The sequence below is a fragment of the Guyparkeria halophila genome (genome assembly GCF_034479635.1).
GTDB classification, from domain to species: Bacteria; Pseudomonadota; Gammaproteobacteria; order Halothiobacillales; family Halothiobacillaceae; genus Guyparkeria; species Guyparkeria halophila.
This window is the reverse complement of the sequence record NZ_CP140153.1, coordinates 1,309,317-1,325,305: the sequence shown is the minus strand read 5'-3', so window position 1 is coordinate 1,325,305 and position 15,989 is coordinate 1,309,317. Positions and strand designations below refer to the sequence as shown.

At 65.8% G+C, this 15,989-nt stretch carries 16 protein-coding genes and 1 tRNA gene; 11 read left to right on the top strand and 6 right to left on the bottom strand.

Going from position 1 to position 15,989, the window contains the following annotated elements:
• Positions 1-38: 38 nt before the first annotated feature.
• From SR882_RS06120 to rpoE, 5 genes are all read right to left on the bottom strand, one after another.
• A complete protein-coding gene (locus tag SR882_RS06120; protein WP_322520375.1) occupies positions 39-1,448 on the bottom strand; it encodes a trypsin-like peptidase domain-containing protein in 1,410 nt (469 codons plus the stop codon).
• A gap of 193 nt (positions 1,449-1,641) precedes the next feature.
• On the bottom strand, positions 1,642-2,148 hold the full coding sequence (locus tag SR882_RS06115) for a SoxR reducing system RseC family protein (RefSeq protein WP_322520374.1): 507 nt from the start codon (positions 2,146-2,148) through the stop codon (positions 1,642-1,644).
• Positions 2,148-3,176 carry a MucB/RseB C-terminal domain-containing protein gene (locus SR882_RS06110; RefSeq protein ID WP_322520373.1) on the bottom strand — a complete coding sequence of 343 codons (1,029 nt, stop codon included), beginning with the start codon at positions 3,174-3,176 and terminating at the stop codon, positions 2,148-2,150. Before SR882_RS06110 ends, SR882_RS06115 begins: the two co-directional genes overlap by 1 nt.
• A 109-nt stretch (positions 3,177-3,285) precedes the next feature.
• Positions 3,286-3,975, bottom strand: coding sequence for a hypothetical protein (locus tag SR882_RS06105; protein WP_322520372.1), 690 nt, complete (start codon positions 3,973-3,975; stop codon positions 3,286-3,288).
• 17 nt (positions 3,976-3,992) lie between these two features.
• Positions 3,993-4,583 (bottom strand): RNA polymerase sigma factor RpoE, encoded by a 591-nt coding sequence (gene rpoE / locus SR882_RS06100; RefSeq protein WP_322520371.1) that lies wholly within the window; start codon positions 4,581-4,583, stop codon positions 3,993-3,995.
• Between the two features lie 295 nt (positions 4,584-4,878).
• On the opposite strand from rpoE, the gene nadB reads away from it, so the two are divergent.
• Positions 4,879-6,549, top strand: a complete 1,671-nt coding sequence (nadB, locus tag SR882_RS06095) for an L-aspartate oxidase (protein WP_322520370.1) — start codon at positions 4,879-4,881, stop codon at positions 6,547-6,549.
• A gap of 87 nt (positions 6,550-6,636) precedes the next feature.
• Here nadB and pal read toward each other — a convergent pair whose 3' ends face one another.
• Positions 6,637-7,005, bottom strand: coding sequence for a peptidoglycan-associated lipoprotein Pal (gene pal / locus SR882_RS06090; RefSeq protein ID WP_322520369.1), 369 nt, complete (start codon positions 7,003-7,005; stop codon positions 6,637-6,639).
• Between the two features lie 395 nt (positions 7,006-7,400).
• Between pal and SR882_RS06085 the strand changes: the two genes are divergently transcribed.
• The 10 genes from SR882_RS06085 to SR882_RS06040 all read left to right on the top strand — a co-directional run bounded on the left by SR882_RS06085 (position 7,401) and on the right by SR882_RS06040 (position 15,981).
• Positions 7,401-7,491: transfer RNA gene (locus SR882_RS06085), tRNA-Ser, on the top strand.
• A 142-nt stretch (positions 7,492-7,633) separates the two neighbouring features.
• Positions 7,634-7,870 carry an acyl carrier protein gene (locus SR882_RS06080; protein ID WP_322520368.1) on the top strand — a complete coding sequence of 79 codons (237 nt, stop codon included), beginning with the start codon at positions 7,634-7,636 and terminating at the stop codon, positions 7,868-7,870.
• Entirely contained in the window at positions 7,863-9,128 is a 1,266-nt protein-coding gene (locus SR882_RS06075; RefSeq protein ID WP_322520367.1) for a beta-ketoacyl-[acyl-carrier-protein] synthase family protein, read from the top strand. Before SR882_RS06080 ends, SR882_RS06075 begins: the two co-directional genes overlap by 8 nt.
• Positions 9,129-9,180: 52 nt before the next feature.
• Entirely contained in the window at positions 9,181-9,462 is a 282-nt protein-coding gene (locus tag SR882_RS06070; RefSeq protein ID WP_407653300.1) for a phosphopantetheine-binding protein, read from the top strand.
• Complete coding sequence (locus SR882_RS06065) at positions 9,429-10,127, top strand: COG4648 family protein (protein ID WP_322520366.1); 699 nt, start codon at positions 9,429-9,431, stop codon at positions 10,125-10,127. The genes SR882_RS06070 and SR882_RS06065 overlap by 34 nt, the downstream gene beginning before the upstream one ends.
• Positions 10,124-11,581: an AMP-binding protein gene (locus tag SR882_RS06060; protein ID WP_322520365.1), complete on the top strand. Its 1,458-nt coding sequence runs from the start codon at positions 10,124-10,126 to the stop codon at positions 11,579-11,581. The genes SR882_RS06065 and SR882_RS06060 overlap by 4 nt, the downstream gene beginning before the upstream one ends.
• Positions 11,581-11,943, top strand: a complete 363-nt coding sequence (locus SR882_RS06055; RefSeq protein WP_322520364.1) for a hypothetical protein — start codon at positions 11,581-11,583, stop codon at positions 11,941-11,943. The genes SR882_RS06060 and SR882_RS06055 overlap by 1 nt, the downstream gene beginning before the upstream one ends.
• On the top strand, positions 11,940-12,971 hold the full coding sequence (locus tag SR882_RS06050; protein WP_322520363.1) for an LpxL/LpxP family acyltransferase: 1,032 nt from the start codon (positions 11,940-11,942) through the stop codon (positions 12,969-12,971). Before SR882_RS06055 ends, SR882_RS06050 begins: the two co-directional genes overlap by 4 nt.
• Complete coding sequence (locus SR882_RS06045; protein WP_322520362.1) at positions 12,968-13,585, top strand: outer membrane lipoprotein carrier protein LolA; 618 nt, start codon at positions 12,968-12,970, stop codon at positions 13,583-13,585. Before SR882_RS06050 ends, SR882_RS06045 begins: the two co-directional genes overlap by 4 nt.
• Positions 13,582-15,981: an MMPL family transporter gene (locus SR882_RS06040; protein ID WP_322520361.1), complete on the top strand. Its 2,400-nt coding sequence runs from the start codon at positions 13,582-13,584 to the stop codon at positions 15,979-15,981. The genes SR882_RS06045 and SR882_RS06040 overlap by 4 nt, the downstream gene beginning before the upstream one ends.
• Positions 15,982-15,989: the final 8 nt, after the last annotated feature.

Sequence of the window (15,989 nt, the reverse complement as noted above, 5' to 3'; positions counted from 1 at the left end):
CGCCCAGTATATAGGGCAAGGCATGGGGCTGCACGAAGTCAGGGTGACTTGTGCGGGTTGCCGGCAAAGGCGGGCATGAAGAAGCGTTGTTCTCCATCACGTTCGACCAGAAACAGCACCAGATCGTTGCCCTTGCCGCCGCGATTGTGCGCGATGCGGGCAATTTCACGATACGCCGCCGTCAAGGTGTCCACGGGCTGGCGATCGATGGAGATCAGGTGGTCCCCCGGCATCAGCCCGGCCAGGGTGGCCGGTCCCTTCGGATCAAGCTCGCCGATGCGTACCCCGCCACCCTCCTCTGGCCGCAGGATCATCCCGAGGGTCTCGATCACGACCAGTTCAGGCTCCTCCGGGGACTCGGGGATGGTCGTGTCCGACGGTGACTCCGTTGGTTCGGGCAACGCGGCCAGGGTGATCTCGACCCGGTGCGTCGCCCCGGCTGTCCATACCTCGAGTGTGGCCTGGGAACCAGGCGGCAGCGATCCCAATGCCTCGGTAAGGCCGGCGCCATCGGCGAGCGGAATGTCATTGACGGCAAGGATGATGTCCCCCGCCTCGACCGACGAATCGGCCGCCGGCGAACCCTCGACAATTCTCACCACCTCGGCTCCACGGGCCGCTTCCAGCCCCAGGCGGTCGGCGAGCTGACGACTCACGCCACGCACCTCGACCCCGAGAAAGCCCCGCTTGACCTCACCATTCTGCTTTATCTGGCGGATCACGTCGACGACATAGTTGATCGGGATCGCGAAGGAAATCCCGTTGAAGGCACCGGACTCGGTGAAGATCTGGGCATTGATCCCGACCACTTGCCCGCGCGTGTTGAACAGCGGCCCACCCGAATTGCCCGGGTTGATGGCAACGTCGCTCTGGATAAAGGGCACGTAGGGCTGGTTCGATTGGCCCGGGAGATGACGCCCCAGCCCGCTGATGATGCCGGCGGTCACGGTCTGGTCGAACCCGTAGGGCGAACCGATCGCCAACGCCCACTGGCCCGGGCGCACCTCGTCGGAATCGCCCAGTGACACCGAGGGAAGTCCGTCGGCCTCCACCTTGAGCAGCGCGATATCGCCGATGCCGTCGATGCCCACCACGTCGGCCACCAGTTCGCGTCCGTCGATCAGGCGCACGAACACCTTGCTCGCCCCGTCGATCACGTGCGCGTTGGTGACGATGTAGCCATCCTCGCTGAGGATAAAGCCCGACCCGTCATTTTCCTGCGGCAGCAGCGGGCCGGGCAGTTCGTCCGCACGTTCGCCGAACAAACCGCGCATCCAGTCGTGACGACTGTCTCCACCCTGCCCCTCTGCGGACAGGGACGGCAGGCTGCTCACGCCGGTAATGTTGACGACCGACGAGGCGTTGGCCTCCACCAACAGGGTGAAGTCCGGCAAACCGGTCACCTGCTCGGCGGGACGCTGATCCTCGGGATCCGTGCAGCCCGCCATCAACAGCGTCGACAACAGGACGAGTATTAGTGCCCGCGGGAACCTCGCGAGGCGCGGAAAGACCATCCGGGGTGAATGCATCGGGAAACGACCGGGGAAACGTGAAAGACGAGGATTCGGGGCGCCGCGGCGACTATCTGGCATGGCGCATGCGCAAGCTTACTCCGAATCCACGTCAAGAAAAATCAATCTGTTACGACGACTTGTTCGGTGACTCGTGGGACAACTCGCCCGCCTGGCGAAGCGTGATTTCGTGAAGGACGGGGAAGAACGCCCCGGAGCGGGCCTGACGGTGTTGGCGACCGCGCACCACCAACAGGGCGCCGGCCAATCCAGCCATTGCACCCAGGACCGTCACCCATTCACGCGCAATCAGTGTCTCGGCCACCAGCGCGCCCGCCATGAGCCCGACCAACGGAGCGAGATAGAGCCACAACGAGGCCGTCAACACCGCCCGTTGCGAGAGCGCGATCACCACGTGATCGCCCACCGACAAGGCCTCCTCGGTGGGCAGGTAGAGCCGATGACGGGGCAAACGGAAGAGCCGCTGGAACACACTGACACCACAGCCGCGACCTTCCCGGCAATTGGCACAGCCGCTCTGCCCCTCCGACTCGAGCCAAGCACCTCCCGCCTCCACGGCGACCACGCGCGCCGCCTCGAGCACCGGTTGGTCGATCGACGCCCGCTCCGGCTCCATTATTCGCCCCGGCGGCTGTCGCCGTGAACCGTGTCCGTCGCGGCCGGAACGCGCATCGTGTTTTCGACCAGGGATTCGACCGTCGCCGAGGGAACGTCGCCTATGGCGGTAATACGCACGTTGTCGACACTGCGCGCCGCCATCGTCATCCCCTGGTCGGTGCGCGTCACCTGTCGCGCCGCATCGCCGTCGCGTTTCTCGACGAAAACCGAAGCCGTTGCCAACCCGTCGGTGATCACCATGTGCTCGAAATACTGGCCGGTCACCGGATTGCGCCGCCAACTGCGTGAACTGATCTCGTAGCCGGCCGGCAACGGATCAACGACCCAGGCACTCTGGCGGATGGGCGCCTGTTCCACCGGCTCGCCGCCCAACTCGATCCGTTCGAAATCCGTCTCCAGGCCGGCAAGCAGCTCGTCCTGGAATGTCAGCTCCACCGAGTCCAGCGGTTCGAGTTGGGTAAATTGGTTGTGCTCGATCGGCCGACCGCGCTCGTCGTAGATGCTCATGCGCAGCAGCAACGAGTCCTGCTCGCCGATGCAGAGCTTGTAGCCGTAACGATAATCGTCGCGCGGCACGACGGCCATCAGATTGCAGCTCACCCCAGCCACACGACTGGCGCCGAGGTCAATCAGGCGGTAGTCGTCCTCGAGCCGATCGATGGACTCGAAACGCTCGCCGGAAAGCCGACTGTTGATGTTGGGATAATCGCCCAGCATGACCTGGCGACGTTCCGGCCAGAGACAGGCGCACCGGTCGCCCAGTCGACGAATCTCCCGCACCTCGCCGTTCTCGGCAACCATCAGCTCAACACGCTTGCCATCCACCCGACGATGCACCACCCGCATCAGGTCGATCTGATCGCCCCGCATGTGGATGAACCGCCCACCGTAGGTCCGGCTGGCCATGGCCTCGACCATCCCGCGAACGCGATCACGCAGGGTTTCCGTGTCGGTCTGGGCAGGACCTTCGGCCGGGGTTTCCAGGCTGCTGGGTGCTTCCGGTTCCGCCGGCAGGGCCTTGAGCATCGGCTCGGCCCTGACGGGCGCACAACAGAAAGCCACCCCCGCCAAAGCGAGGGTGGCCAACGAGAATGGCTTGCTAAAAGGCAACCGCACTACTTGCATCACGCCTCGCTTACTTTCGGTCAAAGGTCGCGGCCCGCGCCTCGGGGCCGGTGGTGCCGAACTCGGGCGACGCCATGCGGTAATGCGTCACCACATACGGATCCGGGCCGGAATTGCTTCGTCCCGTCGCCCAATCGGGCAATTGGGAGGCATTGCCCGGCGCCGTGGAAGCCTGGATTACCCGACTTTGCTGTGGTTTGGCCGCGATCGCCGCCGGCGACGCACCCTCAGGCACTTCCTGTGCGTTGAGTGACGCCATGACGGCGCGATCGTTGTCGGTCGGCGCCGCGGCCTGCATGGGTGCCTTCCCGTCGACGGTCGCACGTTCTCCGGTTGAGAGGGTCAGGCCAACGGCCGTGACCGCGGCAAACAGCGAGGCCGCCACCGCACCCTGCCAGACACGGCGAGTCGGCCAATTGCGGGCACTCGCCAGCGACACCACCTTGCCGCCGCCCGGACGTTCGGCATCCGGGATCTCGTCCAGGCGGGTATTGATGGAATCGAGCAGATCACGTGTGACCAACGACTCGCCGCGCAGCCGACCACCAATCAGGTCGTAGTCACGCGTATGCGAACGAACGCCATCGATATCGGCCAGCAGCGCGTCGATTTCTCGATCATCTACCCGCCATTCATCGTCCCACCAGTCCGAAATGGTGTCCCGAAGGGATGTCGGTTCGTTTGCCTGCTGTTGCTTCATCACAGTTGCCACCTAAATTAACCGCCTTTGAACGGTTCAATCGACTGCTCAATGGCTTCACGGGCGCGGAAAATCCTCGACCGCACGGTTCCGATCGGGCAGTCCATGACCGCCGCGATCTCGTCGTAACTCAACCCTTCCATTTCTCGCAGCGTCAAGGCCGTGCGCAGATCCTCGGGCAGATCCGAGATCGCCCGATCAATGGCCGCCCTGAGTTCCTCGGTCGCTGCGAGCGCGTCAGGCGTTCCGCCATCGCGCAACGCCTCGGGCTCCATCATTGGTTCGTCAGACTCGTCCGATCCGCCGGAGTTCAACGACACCATGTAGCCGGCCCGTGCATCCGAGGCGAGCTGGTTCTTGGCGGTATTGACGGCGATGCGATAAATCCAGGTATAGAACGCGCTATCACCCCGAAAACGCTCCAGCGCCCGGTAGGCCTTTATGAAGGTTTCCTGAGCCAAGTCAAACACTTGCTCCGGGTCACGAATGTAACGCGCGATCAACCGTTGCACGCGGTGCTGGTATTTGAGGACCAGGAGATCGAAGGCTCGCCGGTCGCCCTTGCGGGCGCGGGCCACCAGGGCCTTGTCGTTCTCCTCGACGCTCATTTCCGTATCCGGTCCTACCTGCGTACAAATCGTTAATTTAAGGAAGGTGACGTGGCGGCGACCCCGATCGACAACCACCGGTCGACAGCAACGGATCGGCGATAACCGAGTTGGCTTGTCAGCTAATCCGGACCGCATTGTCGATCAACACCGAGACTAGGCAATGCCCGATCCCCATGCCGAGCCGCTCAAGCACGTATACTCGCCCGAAGGCAGTGTACCGAAAACCTGCGTTTGAGACATATGCCGGCCGCCGCATCTGTGCGGCCGACGGCACGAGGACTTGCAAGCATTCATGAGCGAGCGGAAAGACAGCAGCACCCTTCAGAGCGACATCCTGATCATTGGTTCGGGGGCCGCCGGGCTCGCCATGGCCCTGCGGCTGCCTGCCAACCTGCGGGTACTGGTGCTCAGCAAGGCCGGACTGGTCGGCGGGAGCACGCCCTGGGCCCAGGGTGGGATCGCGGCGGCCCTGGGCGGCACCGAGGACATCGAGCAACACATCGAGGACACCGTCAAGGCGGGTGCCGGCCTGCCCGAGCGCGAGGTGGTTGAACGAGTGGTGCGTGCCGGCCCGGAGCAGATCGAGTGGCTCAAGTCGCTGGAGATGCCATTCAGTCACGACCACGACGACCCGGAACGCCTCCACCTGACACGCGAAGGAGGTCACAGCCAGCGCCGCGTCGCCCATGCCGCCGATCACACCGGCCGTTCCCTGATGGAAACGCTGGTGAGCGCCGTCCGAGCGCGTGAGAACGTCACCGTGCTCGAGCACCACAACGCGGTCGACCTGATCACCGCCCGTCGACTGGGGGAGACCCGTGACGCCTGTCTGGGGGCCTACGTCCTGGACATCAAGAACGACCGCGTGGTCACCGTGCGGGCGCGTCATACGGCGCTCGCCACCGGTGGCGCCGCCAAGGCCTACCTGTTCACCACTAACCCGGATGGCGCAACGGGCGACGGCATCGCGATGGGTTGGCGCGCCGGCTGCCGGGTCTCGAACATGGAATTCATCCAGTTCCACCCCACCTGCCTGTACGAACCGCGTGCCAAATCCTTCCTGATCAGCGAGGCGGTGCGCGGTGAAGGCGGCGTGCTGCTGCGACCGGACGGCACCCGATTCATGGCCGATCACCACCCCGACGCCGAACTGGCGCCGCGTGACATCGTCGCTCGCGCCATTGATGCCGAGATCAAGCGTTTGGGCATCGATTGCGTCTATCTGGACATCAGCTTCAAGGGGCGCGAGTTCATCGAGACCCATTTCCCGATGATCCACGCCCGCTGCCTGGAGTTCGGTTACGACATGACCCAGGAACCGCTGCCGGTGGTCCCCGCCGCCCACTACACCTGTGGCGGGGTGATGGTCGACGAACACGGGCGTACCGACATCGACAACCTCTACGCCATCGGCGAAACCGCCCACACCGGCCTGCACGGCGCCAATCGACTCGCCAGCAACTCGCTGCTCGAGTGTCTCGTCTTCGCCCAGGCCGCCGCCGAACGCATCGCCACCCAACCGGCTTCGGGCGATCGCGAGCATCCGGCCATCCCGGCCTGGGACGAAAGCCAAGTCACCGACCCGGACGAGGCCGTGGTGGTCACGCACAACTGGGACGAGCTACGCCGCAGCATGTGGAGCTATGTCGGCATCGTGCGCACCACCAAGCGCCTGTACCGCGCCCGTGACCGGGTCAACCTCCTACGCCGCGAGATCCACGACTACTACGCGCATTTCCGCGTCAGCAACAACCTGATCGAACTGCGCAACCTGGTGGAAGTCGCCGACCTGATCGTCCGCTCGGCACTCACCCGCCACGAAAGCCGTGGACTGCATTACAGCAAGGACTTCCCCCATACGAACCCCCGGGCCGAGCACTTCAACACGGTGCTGATCCCCCCCCCGGCACGGCCCTACCCGAACGTCCGCGACCGCCACCGTGGCACGCCGCTGCAGGACTGATCGCCCCACCACAACGAAAAAAGCCAGGCAAATGCCTGGCTTTCGCATTCTTGGGCGGGTTTGCCCCGACCGGCTACATCAGGCGACTTACTGGCCGTATTCGATTACCGCACGACGATTCTTCGCCCAGGCGGACTCGCCCGTGCCGTCAACCGCCGGACGCTCTTCGCCATAGCTGACGGTATCGATCTGGCTTGAGGAGACGCCGTAGGAGAGCAGCACGTCACGAACGGCATTGGCACGCTTCTCACCCAGCGCGATGTTGTACTCGCGGCTGCCACGCTCGTCGGTGTGACCTTCGATCACCACTTCGCGATTGCCGTTCTCCTTCAGGAACTCGGCATTGGCTTGCAGCATGCCCTGGTACTGACCGGCAACCGAGTACTCGTCGAAGCCGAAGTAGACCACGCGCTCACGCTCAACCGGCTGACCTTCGTACAACTCGGACTCGCTCATTCCGCCAGCGCCCCTCATGCCGGTGCTTTGGGCACCATCGGCCGAAGCGGAGTCGGCACCGGCACCATCACCGGCACCCGGCCCAGAACCCGGCGTGGAGCTACACGCCGAGAGAACCACGGCCAGTGCACCGACAGAAGCAAGATAGGACCAACGCATAATTCGATCTCCTTGGATTGGGATACTTGATCAACACGAGACTGAGAAAAACAATATCACAGCACTCGACCAGCAAAACCGTATCGAGTTGCTGCGCTGTGACTGGCGCACGGCAGTCCGGTTCCCGAGCCCCGGGGGCTTTTTTGCTCGAACGCCACACGGCATGTTGCATATCCGCAACAACGGATGACCGGCTTGACACCAGCAGCCCCGATCGCGGAAGATGCGCGGGCTTCGGAGGGTTGGCAGAGCGGTTGAATGCACCGGTCTTGAAAACCGGCAAGGGTTAATAGCCCTTCCAGGGTTCGAATCCCTGACCCTCCGCCACCAGATCGGACGAATGAGACACCTCCGGGTGTCTTTTTTGTTTTTGAGCTAGCCCACGCCGCCACCGTCGGTGGATTCTCGAGCCAGGGACTGGATCGAGACACGCTCGACAACGGTGCCAGGCGCAGACAGGAAGAAACGCATGCAGGCACTGGAACTGATCCGCAAGGGGATTGCCGAGAACACGGACCTCGACCCGGCCACCGTGACGCCCTCCAGTCGGCTCGATGAGCTCGGCGTCGATTCGTTCACGCTGCTCGAGTTGATCTTTACGCTCGAAGAACAAATGGAAATTGAACTGGGAAGCGACGTCGGTACGCCGGAGACGGTCCAGGACCTGATCGACATCCTCCAGCCCCATTTGCCTACCGATGCCTGACTCCCGCCGCCAGGCACGGGTGGTCGTGACCGGCCTTTCCATCCTCGACCCGTTCGGTGGCAATACCAACGCGGTATTCGAGCGCGCCGTGGCCGGCGAGTCGAGTGTTCGTCTGTTTCCCTACGGCGACGAGACGATCGGCGGCTGCACGCCTGCCGTCCACTTCGACCCGATCGACTTCGAGGCGCGACTCGGCAAGGCAACCTGCCGCAGCACCGACCCCTTCGCGCGCCTGGCCCTGCTGGCCACCGACGAGGCCTGGCAGCAGGCGCAATTGATGCCGGCGGTCGAGGAACCCAATCCACGCGCCGGGGTCCACTGGGGAACCGCGCTCGGGGGGATCAACACCTTCGAGAACGGCTACCGCGCCTTCTGGAAGGAGGGGCGCAAGCGCCTCTCGCCGATGTCGGTGGTCATGGGCATGAACAACGCCGCCGCCTCGCAGATCGGTATCCGCTATGGGCTGGGCGGACGGTCCGTGACCCATAGCGTCGCCTGTGCCTCGGCCGCCATCGCCATCGGCGAGGCCTACGAGCGCATCCGCGACGGCGAAATGGATCTGATGGTCGCCGGCGGGTCGGACCTGCCCCTCGGTGTCGGCGTGCTGCGGGCCTGGGATGCGATGCACATGCTCGCCCCGGGCGACGAGGACAGTGCCCACCGAGCCTGCCGGCCATTCCACCCGGATCGCCATGGGCTGGTGCTCGCCGAAGGCGCGGCCTGCCTGGTGCTTGAATCGCTTGAACACGCCCAACGCCGCGGGGCCCCGATCCTGGCCGAACTGGCCGGCTATGGCGCGTCCAACGATGCCAGCCACGTCGTCCGCCCGGACCACCGTGGCCAGGTACGGGCCATCCAGGCCGCACTGACCGATGCCGGGATTGACGCCGATGCGATTGGCTACATCAACGCGCACGGCACCGCGACCACGGAGGGCGATGCGATCGAGGTACGCGCCATCCGCGAGGCCTTTGGCAACACCCGGGCGCAACATCTCCCGGTCAGCGCCACCAAGGCGGTCCATGGCCACGCCATGGGCGCGACGGGTGCAATCGAGGCGGCCCTGACCGTCCTGGCGCTGCGACAGGGTAAACTCCCGCCCACCGCGCATCTGGAACACCTCGACTCCGCCTGCGAGGGGGTCGACCACGTCCGCGGCGAGGCACGTGAGGTCCCTGACATCCGGGCCGCGCTGTCGAATTCGTTCGCGTTCGGCGGCAGCAATGCCGTGCTGGCCTTCAAGCGCGCCGGCGGTTGACCGGCCGCTCCCCTTTTTTCACCGACAGCTCACCGACAGACCGATTCAAACGATGACCGAAAGCCAAGACAACAGCATCGATGCCCTGATCCCCGAGGTTGCCGCCGAACTGGTGGACGCCCTGAACCTCGACGAGACGCCCGAGGAAATCGATCCCGACGAACCGTTGTTCGGTGACGGGTTGGGTCTTGATTCCATCGACGTGCTGGAGATCGCCCTGGTCGTCTCGCGCCGTTACGGGTTAAACCTGCGCTCCGACGATGACCGCAACGAACAGATCTTCGCCTCCTTGCGCAACCTATGCCGCTTCATCGCCGAGAACCGGACCAAGTAAGCGGCAACGCCGCCGGCAAGCGACTCCGTGGCTGGCTAATCGGCACCATGGTGGCGCTCAACGTCGTGCTCGCCCATCTCTTCGCCGGGCAAGACCAGGTCTCGTTCGCCCAGGCGGCGCTGGCCTTGAGCCCGCTGGGCGTCATCCTCCTGGTTCTGACGCTCCCTCGCTTCAACCGCATCGTTGGCCTGATCGCGCTGGCCGGACTGCCGCTGCTCTTGCTGGGTAGCGCGACCGTCCTGCACGAGCGTGTTTCGCTGCTTTATCTGCTGCAACATCTGGCGGTGCACATCGCCCTGGCCGCCTTTTTCCTGACCAGCCTGCAATCGGGCCGGGTGCCTGCCTGCACGCATTTCGCCCAACAGGTCCACACCTCGATGTCACCGGCGCTGAATCGCTACACCCGGCAGGTCACCTGGGCGTGGGGGCTGTTCTTTGTCATCAACACCGGGGTCTCGGTGGCGCTGATGGCCCTTGCCGGCCCCGCCATCTGGGCCGACTACGCCGTCTACGCCACCTTCCCGCTGGTCGCCCTGATGTTCGTGCTCGAATACCTGATACGGCGGCAAGTCCTGCCACGTGAGGATCTTTCCAGCCCCTGGAGTGCGGTCATCGCCTACCGCCGCCACGTTCGCGACACCACCGAACGACGGAGTCAGCCATGAGCGACGCCAGATCCGATTCCATCCCGCTGGTCCCGGACGGCAACCTCGACCGGGTGGTGCTGCTGGACGGGGACCAACGCTGGACGGTGGCCGACGTGCTGGCCAGCGCCCAAGAGCTGCAGGAATCCCTCGGTGCCCTGCCCGGCCCGGTCAAGCATCTGGTCAACCTTGCCGGCCGCCGAGATCAGTTCCTGGTGGGGCTGGTCGCCGGCATCCTCGGCGCACAAGTCAGCCTCATGCCCTCGACCCGCAGTCGGGGCGCCATCCGGGACCTGCTCGCCGACCACCCGAATACCGTCATCCTCCACGACGGCGACCAGCCGCTCGAACCGACCCTGACGGCCTGCGCACCCCAGGTGGCCATTCCCCCCTTGCGGCAGACACGTTCACAGGCGGAATACGCTCGCCAGGTTCCCCAGATCCCGCGGATCCCCAGGGGCCAGCTGATCGCGCGGGTATTCACCTCGGGCACCACCGGCAAGCCACGGGGCCACGACAAGCACTGGGGACGATTGGTGGCGAACACCCGGGTCGCCGCCGATGCCCTGGATGTCCACCACCGCCGCACGGACAACGCCCACCAGGATCGACTGGTCGGCATTCACCTGCTCGGGACGGTGCCCTCCCAACACATGTATGGCTTCGAGTCGCTGATCCTCGCCGCGCTCTGCGGCGGTGCGACCCTGTCCGTCGATCAACCGTTCTTCCCCGGCGACATAGCCGCCTCGCTAGCCGCACTGCCCTCGCCGCGCATGCTGGTGACCACGCCCTATCACCTGCATCATCTGCTGGCCTCGGACTGTGCCCTGCCGCCCTGCGAGCACATGCTCTGTGCCACCGCCCCGCTGGAGCCCAGGCTTGCCGCCCGCGCCGAGCAGACGCTGGGCGGGGCACTCCAGGAGATCTACGGCTCCACCGAGACCGGCCAGATCGCGGTGCGCCAACCCACCCAGGGCGCCGACTGGCGACTGATGGAGGGCGTTGATCTCGAGGTGACGGCCAGTGGCGAGGTAATCGCCTCGGGTGGCCATGTCGAACGCCCGGTAGCCCTGGCCGATTGCATCGAACGGGTGGATGCGCGCCGCTTCCGGCTGATCGGCCGACTGGCCAATCAGGTCAACATTGCCGGGAAACGCAGTTCGATCGAGTATCTGAACGCCACCCTGCGGGCGATCGACGGCGTGGAGGACGGTCTGTTCTTTCGTCCACGCTCGGCCGGTGCCAGTGACGGACAGCCCGAGCGATTGGCCGCGGTGGTGCGCGGCCCGGGACTGACCGCCGACGCGATTCGCCGCGCCCTGCGGGATCGACTTGACCCGGTCTTTCTGCCCCGCCCCCTCTTGCTCGTCGACCAGATGCCGGTCAACGCCACCGGGAAAATCACACGCGATGCGCTCGATACCCTGTTGACCGACAGCAACGATTCCGACCACCAGCAACGGGATGCGAGCTGATGAAACCTTCCAGCCATTTCCTGGCCGAATGGACGCCGCCAGCGCAAACACCCGTATTCGCCGGGCATTTCCCGGGCAACCCCCTCTTGCCCGGCAGCGTGCTCCTCGACTGGGCCGTTTCGGCCTACGCCCACGCCCAGGCCCAGGCCCGTCAAGGCGATGTCCTGAATCGTATCGTCCGCCAGGCACGCTTTCTCGCCCCGGCCCGCCCGGAGGTGCCGCTCCGAGTCGAACATCAACCCGCACGGCGCGAGCGAACGCGTTTGCAGGTCGTGGCTGTCCCTGTCGACGGTGAGGCCTACCTCGTGCTGGACGTGCTGCTCGAGCCACCCCGCAAGCATGCCGAGGAGGCCAGTCGGTGACCACGCCGGAGTCGGAATCCAACCAATGGCATGCGCGCCGGGAACGGGGACACCCGGCGTTGATCCGGTTGATGGTGTTCCTCTCGCGTCGGGCCGGCCGACGGACGACTCGACTGCTGCTGGCCCCCATCAGCCTCTATTTCCTGCTATTCGTCCCCACCGCCCGCCGCGCAAGCCGGGACTTTCTGCACCAGGTTCATGGCCGACCGCCTCGCCTGGCGGCGATCTATCGACATTTCCATGCGTTCGCCAGCACCATCCACGACCGGGTGTTCTTCCTCAGCGGTCGCTTTGATGCGTTCGAGATCGAGGTGGTGGGTGGTGAATGCTTCGAGCCACCGGAGTCGGCGATCCTGGTCGGGGCGCATTTCGGCAGCTTTGACGTCCTGCGGGCCATGGGTCGTGTCGAGCGCGATCTGCCCATCAGCATGATGATGTACCCGGAAAACGCCCGGAAGATCCAGCGCGTACTCGCCGCCATCGCGCCCGAGCGCTCCCGAGACATCATCCCGCTCGGGCGGATCGACTCGATGCTCGAGGCAGGCGCCCGTCTCGATCAGGGGGAACTGATCGGCATGCTTGCCGATCGCAGCCTCGAGGGTGACCCGATGGGCACGCGGCCATTTCTCGGCCGCCCGGCGCGTTTTGCCGTCGGCCCGTTTCGCATGGCCGCGATACTTCGCCAACGGCTGTTGTTCATGGCCGGCATCTACCTCGGCGGCAACCGCTACCGAATCCATTTCGAGCCCCTGGCCGATTTTCGCCAGGTGTCGCGCCGTGAGCGCGCGAAGGCCGTCGAGGCCGCGATGGATCGCTACGTCGAATGCCTGGAGGCACAGGTGCGCGAGCACCCCGACAACTGGTTCAATTTCTTCGACTTCTGGGCAGACGCCGAGCACAAGCCCTCACGGGAAACCGACGCGCCGCAAACCGGCTCGTCCGCCCGCGGTTCAAGCCAGGCACCAACGAACCAGGCCCCGACCTCCCAGGCCTCGTCCACCCAGGACTCACCCGAGGAGCGTCCATGACCCTGTCGTTCTCCCGACGTTTCGCCGCACTGATCCTGTTGACACTGCCCCTCCCGACCTACGCCCTGAACATCGAGGAGCTCGCCACCGCGCTCGCCGAGCGTGGCGCGGACAGCACGGACTACCAGCAGACGCGCTATCTGGGCATCCTCGACGAGCCACTGGAATCCAGCGGCCGGCTCTCCTTCGAGCCCCCCGATCGGCTGGTTCAGGAACAACGTCACCCCGAGGCACGCACCCTCATCCTCGACGGCGACCAACTGACGTTCGAGGCCGAGGATCGCCGGCGGGTCGTGCAGCTGGACGACTCGCCCGAGGGTGCGGCCCTGGCCGACAGCCTACGCGGCATCCTCAATGGTCGGATCGAGGCCCTGCGCGAGGACTACGAACTGGTGCTCAGCGAACGCCCGGGCAATGGCTGGCGGCTGCACCTGTTGCCGCGTCGCCAGGTGCTGGCCGAGCGTATTCGGCGCATCGAGGTGGTCGGGCAGATCAACGCGGGCCTCGCCGCCGTCGAGCGGTTGACGCTGGAATTCGCCAATGGCGATCGCAGCGTGATGCGACTGGGCCCGCATGGCAACGCTGATCCGGACGACGAGCGCCGGTCCCCATGACTCCACGCCGCAATCCCGCCCTGATTCTCGGCCTGTGGCTGACGGTCGTGCTGTTGGCCATCTACTCGATCACCCAGACACGCTTTACGGCGGACATGTCCGCCTTCCTGCCTGCCTCGCCCAGCCCCGAGCAGCAACTGCTGGTGGATCAGCTCCAGCGCGGCGCGGTCTCGCGCACCTTCCTCGTCGGAATCGACGGCGGGTCTGGTGAGCAGCGGGCCAAGGCCAGCCGGCAGCTGCATGCCGACCTGGTCGATGACCCCGCCTTCGCCGCCGTGCAAAACGGCGATCGGGCCCACCACGAGCAGGCCCGGCAGTTCCTGTTCGAGCACCGCTATCTGTTGAGCCCGGCGGTCGATGCCGAGCGGTTTTCGGTCGAGGGGCTGACCCGGGCGATCGGCGAGTCGATACGCGAGCTCAACTCGCCCCTGGGTGACATCACCCGCGAGCTCTTCCCGCGCGATCCCACCGGGGAGATGCTGGCGCTGCTCGACCGACACGATTCCCAAGCCGGCCGGGCCGGCCCGGCTCGCTGCTGTGGCGTCTGGTCGTCCTCCGATCAATCGACCATGCTGTTGGTCGCGCAGGCCCGTGCGTCGGGCTCGGACACCGACGGGCTGGCCCGTGCCGCCCAACGCATCCAGGCCGCCTTCGACACGATCCGCGGCGACATCGATCCCTCCCTGCGGCTCGTGATCGCCGGCTCACCGATGTTTGCCATCGAGGCGCGGGACCACATCAAGGCCGAGGTCACCCTGTTCACGACCATCAGCGTGATCCTGGTGACCCTGGTGCTGCTGCTCGCCTATCGCTCGTTGCCCGTGCTGTTGGCCGGGTTGCTGCCAGTCGGCAGTGGGGTAGCCGTCGGGATTGCCATGGTCGGACTGGGCTTCGACGAGGTCCACGGCATCACGATCGGTTTTGGTACCGCCCTGATGGGCGAGGCGATCGATTACAGCATCTACTACTTTGTCCAGTCCCGGCAGTCTCGCGTGGACAGGGCCGGGCAACGGGCCGGGCAGCACGCCTGGCTTCGGGACTACTGGCCCACCGTGCGCCTCGGCCTGATCACCTCGCTGATCGGTTTCGCCGCCCTGCTCTTCTCCGGCTTTCCGGGCTTGATGCAGATCGGCCTTTACGCCATGACCGGCCTGCTCACCGCGGCGCTGGTCACCCGCTATGTGCTGCCGATCCTGGGGCCACGGCTGCCCCGCGCCGACATCGCCGGGCTGGGTCGACGGCTCGAGCGTCCGGTCGCCGGGTTGCGGCGACTGCGGTCGGTTGCCGTGTTGCTGGGCGCACTGGCCGTGGCCGTGCTCGTCTTCCAGCAGGACGGCCTCTGGCGAGACACGCTTTCCGGGCTTGCCCCGATCGACCCCGGCCTGGAAGCCACCGATACCCGCCTGCGCGAGCAACTCGGCTCCCCGAGCCCACGCCACTTGGTTGTCGTGAAGGGCGACGATCGCGAGGCGGCACTACGCGCCGCCGAGCGCGTCACCGCGATACTGGATCAGCGCGTCGAGAACGGTCTGCTCGCCGGCTATCGCTCGCCGACCGAAACCCTGCCCTCGCTGGCAACGCAGCACGCGCGACAGGCGGCCCTGCCGAGTGGGGAGGAACTCGAGCAACGTCTTGCGCAGGCGCTCACCGACCTGCCGGTATCACCCGACCGCCTGCCGGGCTTCGTCGATGACGTGGCGCGCCAGAAAGACGCGGCGGCGATCGGACTCGCGGACCTCGAGGGCACGCCCCTCTGGCTCGCGGTCGCCGGGCAATTGCCATCCGACGGGAAAGCGGGTCACGCGGCGGCCGTCATCACCCTGTACACCGATCCCGCCAGCCCCAGCGACTTGGCGGCCCTGGGCGAGGCGATCGACCCGGTCGAATCCGCCGTGCTGATCGACCTGCTGGCAGAATCGAACCGGCTCTACGCCCGCTATCTCAACACCACACTGGTGGTCTCCGTGGCGGGCGCCGCGGCGATCGTCCTGTTGCTCCTGCTCGTGCAGGCAAGCCCTCGGCGCACGTTGCGCACGCTGCTGCCGATCACGCTCGCGGTCCTGCTGGTGGTGGCCGGGCACGCGCTGTTTGGCGGACAGCTGACCCTGCTGCACCTGGTCGGTCTGCTGCTGGTCGCGGCCATCGGCTCGAACTACGCCCTGTTTTTCCAGCCCCCGCCAGGCCAAAGCAACGGACTGGATGCGCGCACCCTCGCCTCCCTGACCCTGGCGACGACCACCACCGTCACGGCCTTCGGTGTGCTGGCATTCTCATCGGTGCCCGTGCTGCAGGCCATCGGGGCAACGGTGGCCCCGGGGGCGCTCGCGGCCTGGCTGCTGGCCGCGATCTTCGCCGCCCCGTCCGATCGCTCGACACCGACGACAAAACAGCCCTGAGGTATGTA

Coding starts and splice junctions, on each gene's coding strand:
- SR882_RS06120 (WP_322520375.1), bottom strand. CDS start 1,448: ATGGCGGGCTGCACGGATCCCGAGGATCAGCGTCCCGCCGAGCAGGTG.
- SR882_RS06115 (WP_322520374.1), bottom strand. CDS start 2,148: ATGGAGCCGGAGCGGGCGTCGATCGACCAACCGGTGCTCGAGGCGGCG.
- SR882_RS06110 (WP_322520373.1), bottom strand. CDS start 3,176: ATGCTCAAGGCCCTGCCGGCGGAACCGGAAGCACCCAGCAGCCTGGAA.
- SR882_RS06105 (WP_322520372.1), bottom strand. CDS start 3,975: ATGAAGCAACAGCAGGCAAACGAACCGACATCCCTTCGGGACACCATT.
- rpoE (WP_322520371.1), bottom strand. CDS start 4,583: ATGAGCGTCGAGGAGAACGACAAGGCCCTGGTGGCCCGCGCCCGCAAG.
- nadB (WP_322520370.1), top strand. CDS start 4,879: ATGAGCGAGCGGAAAGACAGCAGCACCCTTCAGAGCGACATCCTGATC.
- pal (WP_322520369.1), bottom strand. CDS start 7,005: ATGAGCGAGTCCGAGTTGTACGAAGGTCAGCCGGTTGAGCGTGAGCGC.
- SR882_RS06080 (WP_322520368.1), top strand. CDS start 7,634: ATGCAGGCACTGGAACTGATCCGCAAGGGGATTGCCGAGAACACGGAC.
- SR882_RS06075 (WP_322520367.1), top strand. CDS start 7,863: ATGCCTGACTCCCGCCGCCAGGCACGGGTGGTCGTGACCGGCCTTTCC.
- SR882_RS06070 (WP_407653300.1), top strand. CDS start 9,181: ATGACCGAAAGCCAAGACAACAGCATCGATGCCCTGATCCCCGAGGTT.
- SR882_RS06065 (WP_322520366.1), top strand. CDS start 9,429: ATGCCGCTTCATCGCCGAGAACCGGACCAAGTAAGCGGCAACGCCGCC.
- SR882_RS06060 (WP_322520365.1), top strand. CDS start 10,124: ATGAGCGACGCCAGATCCGATTCCATCCCGCTGGTCCCGGACGGCAAC.
- SR882_RS06055 (WP_322520364.1), top strand. CDS start 11,581: ATGAAACCTTCCAGCCATTTCCTGGCCGAATGGACGCCGCCAGCGCAA.
- SR882_RS06045 (WP_322520362.1), top strand. CDS start 12,968: ATGACCCTGTCGTTCTCCCGACGTTTCGCCGCACTGATCCTGTTGACA.
- SR882_RS06040 (WP_322520361.1), top strand. CDS start 13,582: ATGACTCCACGCCGCAATCCCGCCCTGATTCTCGGCCTGTGGCTGACG.